The sequence below is a fragment of the Prevotella sp. CAG:592 genome (assembly GCF_000436015.1).
Lineage (GTDB): Bacteria > Bacteroidota > Bacteroidia > Bacteroidales > Bacteroidaceae > Prevotella > Prevotella pectinovora.
Window position 1 is genome coordinate 74,648 of record NZ_FR892594.1, and the last position, 7,074, is coordinate 81,721.

The following is a 7,074-nucleotide window of genomic DNA, read 5'->3' on the forward strand; positions in this document are numbered from 1 at the left end:
TTTTCGTTTTATTCAGTTCCTTTCATAAAGACGCTTTGCTTAGTCGTCCATGAGTTTTCTGTATCTTCCCTTCTTTATCTCTTCGTTTCCGAGGCGTCTCGCCTTGTTTATTTCGTAGTCAGAGTAGCTGCCCTCGAAATAGAACACCTCTCCGTTGCCTTCGAAGGCGAGGATGTGCGTACAGATTCTGTCGAGGAACCAGCGGTCGTGGCTGATCACTACGGCGCATCCGGCGAAGCCTTCGAGACCCTCCTCAAGAGCGCGTAGGGTGTTTACGTCGATGTCGTTGGTAGGCTCGTCGAGCAAGAGCACGTTGCCCTCCTGTTTGAGTGCCATCGCCAGCTGCAGACGGTTGCGCTCACCGCCCGAAAGCAGTCCGCAGAGCTTGTTCTGGTCGGTGCCAGAGAAGTTGAAACGCGAGATGTAGGCGCGTGCGTTGATGTCTCTGCCACCCATGCGTATCGTTTCATTGCCCTGACTGATGGTTTCATAAACAGATTTGTTGGGGTCGATATCCTTGTGCTGCTGGTCCACATACGCCAGTTTCACGGTTTCGCCCACCTCGAAAGTTCCTCCGTCGGCATTCTCCAGTCCCATGATCATGCGGAAGAGTGTGGTCTTGCCGGCTCCGTTAGGGCCTATCACACCCACGATGCCGTTAGGAGGGAGCATGAAGTTGAGATCGTTGAAGAGCACCTTCTCTCCGAAAGCCTTCTTCACGTGTTGTGCCTCTATCACCTTGTTGCCGAGGCGCGGACCGTTGGGGATGAAGATTTCGAGTTTCTCCTCACGCTCCTTCTGCTCCTGGTTGAGCATCTGCTCGTATGCGTTCAGACGCGCCTTTCCCTTTGCCTGGCGTGCCTTGGGTGCCATGTGTGCCCATTCCAGCTCCCTCTCCAGGGCTTTTCGTCTCTTCGAAGCCTGCTTCTCTTCCTGCATCATGCGTTTCGTCTTCTGGTCGAGCCATGAAGAGTAGTTGCCGTGCCATGGAATGCCCTCGCCTCTGTCTAGTTCGAGAATCCATTCGCTCACGTCGTCGAGGAAGTAGCGGTCGTGGGTGACGGCAATCACCGTTCCCTCATATTGCTGCAGATGCTGCTCCAGCCAGTCTATGCTCTCAGCATCGAGGTGGTTGGTAGGCTCGTCGAGGAGCAACACGTCGGGCTTCTGCAGCAGCAGTCTGCACAATGCCACGCGGCGTCGCTCACCGCCAGAGAGGTTCTTCACCGAACTGTCGCCTGCCGGGCAGCGCAGAGCCGCCATCGCGCGGTCGAGTTTGGAGTCCATGTTCCATGCGTCGGTAGCATCGATGATGTCCTGCACCTCAGCCTGTCTCTGCATCAGCTTGTCCATCTTGTCGGGGTCGCTGTAATATTCTTCCTCACCGAATTTCAGGTTTATCTCTTCGTATTCCTTCAGGGCGTCGTAGGCTTTCTGCACGCCTTCCATCACGTTCTCCTTCACGGTCTTCTCTTCATTGAGAGGCGGATCCTGAGGCAGATAGCCAACAGTGTAGCCCGGGCTCCACACCACTTCTCCCTGAGAAGGCTGCACCAGGCCGGCTATGATTTTCATGAGAGTGGATTTACCTGCTCCGTTGAGACCTATGATGCCGATCTTGGCGCCATAGAAGAACGACAGGTAAATGTTTTTTAGTATTTGCTTGTTGTTCTGCGGGATGGTTTTGGAAACCCCCACCATGGAGAAGATAATCTTCTTGTCGTCTACTGTTGCCATACTGTGTTTTTTGTTTTTTTTTAAAGGTTAGTATTATATTGTTTTTATTGTTTACATATAGTTCTGTCTTCAGATTCGGCAGACTGAGATTGGGGAATCCGCATTCCTAATCAGCCGTTTTGCTCACTGCGAAATATTTTGCCTCCCTGTTGCTCAGATATATGCCGCATGTGGAACTTTGCGGATACATGGCTCCGTTTTCCGTGAGCTTGATGTTCAGCGCCTTGAAGTCGAGCAGCTCGCTCAGCGGGAATATCAGCTTCTGGTCGGGGAGCGACGGGTAGCCCACGGCAGGCCGGATGCCCTGATAGGCAGCCTTCGCCAGGTCTTTCATGCTCAAGGCTTCGTCTGGCGCATAGCCCCACAGGTGGCGTCTCACCTCTCTGTGCAGCCATTCGCTTGTAGCCTCTGCCAGTCTGTCGCCGATGCTCTGCATCATGAGTGAGCGGTAGGAGTCAGTGCCGCTTTTCAGCGTTTCCAGTTCTTCGGCATAAGACGGTGAGACCGTTATGGCGAAGACGCCGATGAAGTCGTTGTGTCCCCGAGGTGCCACGAAGTCGCAGAGCGACAGTCTGGCTTCGCCCATCCTGTTCGGGTGTTTCTGCCTTGGCGTAGGCAGTTCGAGGTCTTTGCCCTTCACCGCTCCCGGCAGCACTATGCTGTGGTCTGTGGCATAGGCAGGATAGAATCCCACCTGGGCCTGCATATAGTGTTTCTTCTCTATTTCGTCGAGCAGCAGTTCCGCTTCTTTCTTTATGTCGTCAGCTTCAGCCTGTCCCTTTCTCACCTTCCATAGATTATAGAAATACGTCCAGTTGATGAATTTCCTCACCTCCTGTATGTCGATGTGCTGCAGGGTGCGGTATCCGATATATGTGGGGTGGGGCAGGGGAGTGTCGTTCCAGTCAATCTGAAACCGGTTGAGCTCCTTGTCCTTTGCCGTCGGGCAGCAAGGGCAAGCCGCTGTGGCGCTTCCTTTCCCGTCGGCGAGGTTCATTATCCCGTTCACTTTCTTCTGGGCGTCGTGTTGTCTCACCAGTTCCTGCTGCAGTTTCTTGTTCTCCTCAATTATCCTGTCCCTCTCGGGGCCCTGTAGCTGAAGGGCGATTATAGGGTTCTGGGCGGCGTCCTTCATGTGGAACACCGGTCCGCTGTACAGAGGCGCTATCTTGAGCGCGGTATGCAGTTCGCTTGTCGTCGCTCCGCCGATGAAAAGCGGGATGTCGATGCCAGCCTTAGCCATGGCTTCGGCAATCTTGCACATCTCGTCGAGCGAAGGGGTGATGAGTCCGCTGAGAGCCACGAAATCCACTTTCTGCTCCTTGACGGTCTGTATTATCTTCTCGGCAGGAGTCATTACCCCCAAGTCGATTACGTCGAAGTTGTTGCATCCCAACACCACCGCCACGATGTTCTTTCCTATGTCGTGAACGTCGCCCTTCACCGTGGCAACGAGATATTTGCCGTTGCTCTTGCTTCCGCTCTGCCTTCCCTCCTCTATGTATGGCTTGAGGATGGCAACGGCGTGTTTCATCGTGCGAGCCGACTTCACCACCTGTGGCAGGAACATCTTTCCCTGGCCGAACAGGTCGCCCACCGTCTGCATGCCTTTCATGAGCGGCCCCTCTATTATCTTTGCCGGTTCGGGATAATTCTTCAGAGCCTCCATGAGGTCAGCCTCCAGATATTCGTCGTCGCCTGTGCGCAATGCCGTGATGAGCCTTTCCTCCAGGGGAGTGGCAGAACGGTCGATGGCTGTCGCTTCTTCTGTGGCAGGGTTCTCTTTCTCTTCGAGCAATCTTTGTGCCATGGCGGCAAGCCTTTCCGAAGCATCCTCTCTGCGGTATAATATCACGTCCTCGATAGCTTTGAGCAGATCGGCGGGAATGTCCTGATACATCACCTTTGTGGCTGGGTTGACGATTCCCATGTCCATGCCCTCTTTCATGGCATTATAGAGGAAGGCGGCATGCATAGCCTCGCGCAGGTAATTGTTGCCTCTGAAGGCAAAAGACAGGTTGCTCACACCTCCGCTGACATGAGCGCCAGGCAGGTTCTTCTTTATCCATCCTGCAGCTTTTATGAAGTCTATGGCATATCTGTCGTGCTCCTTCATTCCGGTTGCAACGGTCAGGATGTTGGGGTCGAATATTATGTCGTCGGGTTTCACACCGGCTTCTTCGGTAAGTAGTCTGTATGCCCTTCGGCACACCTCCACCTTGCGGGCGTAAGTAGTGGCCTGTCCCTCCTCGTCGAATGCCATCACCACCATGGCAGCCCCATACTCTCTTATAGTTCTGGCATGAGAGAGAAATGACTCCTCTCCCTCTTTCAGCGATATGGAGTTGACGATGCATTTGCCCTGCACGCATTTCAGAGCAGCCTCTATCACGTTGAAACGCGAGGAGTCTATCATCCACGGCACACGTGCCACCTCGGGGTCGGAAGCCATGAGATTGAGGAAATGGGTCATCTCCGCTTCGGTGTCTATCAGACCGTCGTCCATGTTTATGTCAAGCATCGTCGCTCCGTCTCTCACCTGTTTGCGTGCGATGGCGAGAGCCTCGTCGTATTGTTTCTCCTTGATGAGTCGTAGGAACTTCCTGCTGCCTGCCACGTTGCATCTCTCGCCTACGTTGATGAACATCCCTTCGGCTGGCGAATAGCTCTCCATGCCAGCCAGCCAGTCCACCTTGCCTGTAACCGGCAGGCTGCGTGCCTTTCTCGCCTCCACAATGTGTGAGATTGCCCTGATGTGTTCAGGCGTGGAGCCGCAGCATCCACCAACGATGTTAACGCTCATGTCGTCGGCAAAAGACTTTATCGCCTCTGCCATCATCTGTGGCGTTTCGGTATATATACCCTCTTCGTCGGGGAAACCGGCATTGGGGTGGGCACTTATATAATAAGGTGAGCGTTCAGAAAGCGCCTGCAGATAAGGACGCATGTCTTCAGCACCGAAGGAGCAGTTAAGACCTACGCTGAAAATGTTCTCGTCGTGCTGCACCGATGCGAGGAAAGCGTCGAGAGTCTGTCCCGAGAGTGTGCGTCCGCTCGCGTCGGTTATGGTGACGCTGAGCATTACGGGGATTTCCCTTCCCGTAGCCACCCTCACTCTTCTTGCCGCAGCAAGAGCCGCTTTGGCGTTGAGAGTGTCGAATATGGTTTCTATCAGCCAGATGTCAACGCCGTTGTCGCTCAATACCGTCATCTGCTCTGTATATGCGTCGCATAGCTCGTCGAAAGTCAGAGCTCTGTAGGCAGGATTCTCCACGTCGGGCGACATGGACAGCGTCTGGTTTGTGGGTCCGATTGACGCAGCCACGAACCTTGGCTTCTCAGGAGTGAGCCGTGTCATCCTGTCTGCCTCCTCTCTGGCAATCCTTGCAGCCTCACGGTTAATCTCCTTCACGAGATGTCCGGTGTGGTAGTCGGACTGTGATATTCTCTGGGCGTTGAAGGTGTTGGTCTCTATGATGTCGGCTCCGGCTTCGAGATAAGCCCTGTGTATCTCCCTCAGCACGTCGGGACGTGTGATGGAGATGATATCGTTGTTGCCCTTCAGTTTCACGTCCCAGTCCATGAATTTCTCTCCGCGGAAGTCTTCTTCTTCCAGATGGTACCTTTGTATCATGGTGCCCATCGCTCCGTCGAGAATCCATATCCTGTCGTTGTCGCGTCTGAATGTATCGTAAAAAGACTTTGTCTTATCTTTCATTTCTGCTCTTGGTATTTCTTCTTTTTCTTGTTTCGCCTTTTGGAGAGTGTTCTCCTTGTTCCTTGCGGACCATCGTCCTTTAGTAGGCTCCTGATGATTTATAGTCCGCGTTCCTTGGCTTGGTAATATTCATGCGGGGTTATAGTCCGTTCATTATTTTCTCCACGCTCTGTGAAGCGTTCATCGTGTAGAAATGTATTCCGGGTACGCCATTCTCACGTAGTTCCCTGCATTGGTGTTTTGCCCATTCCACTCCCACAGCCTTCACGTCATCGTTGCTCTTGCATTTCATCAGTTCGTTAGACAACCGCTTGGGGAAGTCGATGTGGAACGTCTTAGGCAGCATCGTCAGATGATTGAGCGTTGTCAGAGGTTTCAGTCCCGGTATTACGGGCACGTTGATTCCTTCTTTGCGCAGACGTTTCACGAATGCAAAGTATTTGCTGTTGTCGAAGAACATCTGCGTCACTATATATTGTGCCCCGGCGTTCACCTTTGCCTTCAGGTTCTCGATGTCGGTTTCCATGTTCATCGCCTCGTCGTGTTTTTCCGGATACCCGGCCACACCGTATGTGAAAGGTTCAGTGAGCATCTCGTTCTGTACCCCTCCGAGCAACTGTCCGTTGTTGAAGCGGTTTATCTGCTGGCAGAGGTCAATGGCGTGTGCATGTCCTTCAGGCGTAGGAATGAATCTGTTGTCGCTTTTGGCTTTGTCTCCTCTTAGCAGCAGCAGGTCTGTTATACCCAGATAAGAGAGGTCTATCAGTTCGCTCTCTATCTCCGCTGCCGTGAATCCGCTGCAGATGATGTGTGGCACCGTGCGCACCTTGTATCGCTCCTTTATCGCAGCTGCGATTGCCACCGTTCCGGGTCTGTTGAGCACGCTGAGTTTCTTGTATGTCCCGTTGGCGAGTTCGCTGTAAAGGGTGTCGTATCTGTGTGTCGTGATGTTTATGTAGGCTGGGTCAAACGGCATCAGTCGGTCTATTGTGCGATAAATGCTGTCGATACCCTTGCCTCTTAGTGGAGGCAATACCTCAAAAGAAAAGTATGGCTTGTTTTCTGTCGTCATATAGATGATTAATAGTGATAATACAATTGAAACCTGTTTCTTTACCAATTTGAAGAAACAAAATTACTCAAAATCTTTCGCTTTCCTTGTCTAAATACAATATTTAACATACTCCATAAGCTGCCATTGTTTACATCGCTTGGGCAATAGTCTTTGAAACGCGTTTGACGCTTTGGTTTTTTATCTGGAACCGGTCATTGAGTCTTGTCAAAATTCTGATTTTTAGAAGAGTGGGGGAGTTTATTACTCGTTTTGTAATTTGAGGACAATTGTAAGGATGAAGCGGTGGATGAACCGATTTTTTCGATTTATGTCTTACAAATTGTAAATTTTTAAGGAAAATTTATAGGCTGTGTGGGAACACACACAAATTGACATAAATTAAGTTGGTAAAATCTTTGGAATATTGAAAAATAGTTATAACTTTGCAAACGTTATCCTGAAAACAATCTTTTTACCTTAAAAGACTAATACCTATTGAAAATTTAAAGCGGCAACCTGTGAAGGCAGCCGCTTTTCTGTTGTATGCTCGGCACGAGCATTGTCT

General features: G+C 51.6%; 3 protein-coding genes. All 3 read right to left on the minus strand.

Translation table 11 applies throughout. The features are described 5' to 3' along the window. Positions 1-39 precede the first annotated feature (39 nt). Positions 40-1,737: an energy-dependent translational throttle protein EttA gene (gene ettA / locus QVO99_RS07555; protein ID WP_022317006.1), complete on the minus strand. Its 1,698-nt coding sequence runs from the start codon at positions 1,735-1,737 to the stop codon at positions 40-42. A 106-nt stretch (positions 1,738-1,843) separates the two neighbouring features. Then, positions 1,844-5,455 carry a methionine synthase gene (metH, locus tag QVO99_RS07560; protein ID WP_022317007.1) on the minus strand — a complete coding sequence of 1,204 codons (3,612 nt, stop codon included), beginning with the start codon at positions 5,453-5,455 and terminating at the stop codon, positions 1,844-1,846. A gap of 139 nt (positions 5,456-5,594) precedes the next feature. Further along, positions 5,595-6,527, minus strand: a complete 933-nt coding sequence (gene metF / locus QVO99_RS07565) for a methylenetetrahydrofolate reductase [NAD(P)H] (protein WP_022317008.1) — start codon at positions 6,525-6,527, stop codon at positions 5,595-5,597. Positions 6,528-7,074 lie beyond the last annotated feature (547 nt).

What these genes read in the sequence shown, in the direction of transcription:
- ettA (WP_022317006.1), bottom strand. Translation starts at nt 1,737, where the DNA reads ATGGCAACAGTAGACGACAAGAAGATTATCTTCTCCATGGTGGGGGTT.
- metH (WP_022317007.1), bottom strand. Translation starts at nt 5,455, where the DNA reads ATGAAAGATAAGACAAAGTCTTTTTACGATACATTCAGACGCGACAAC.
- metF (WP_022317008.1), bottom strand. Translation starts at nt 6,527, where the DNA reads ATGACGACAGAAAACAAGCCATACTTTTCTTTTGAGGTATTGCCTCCA.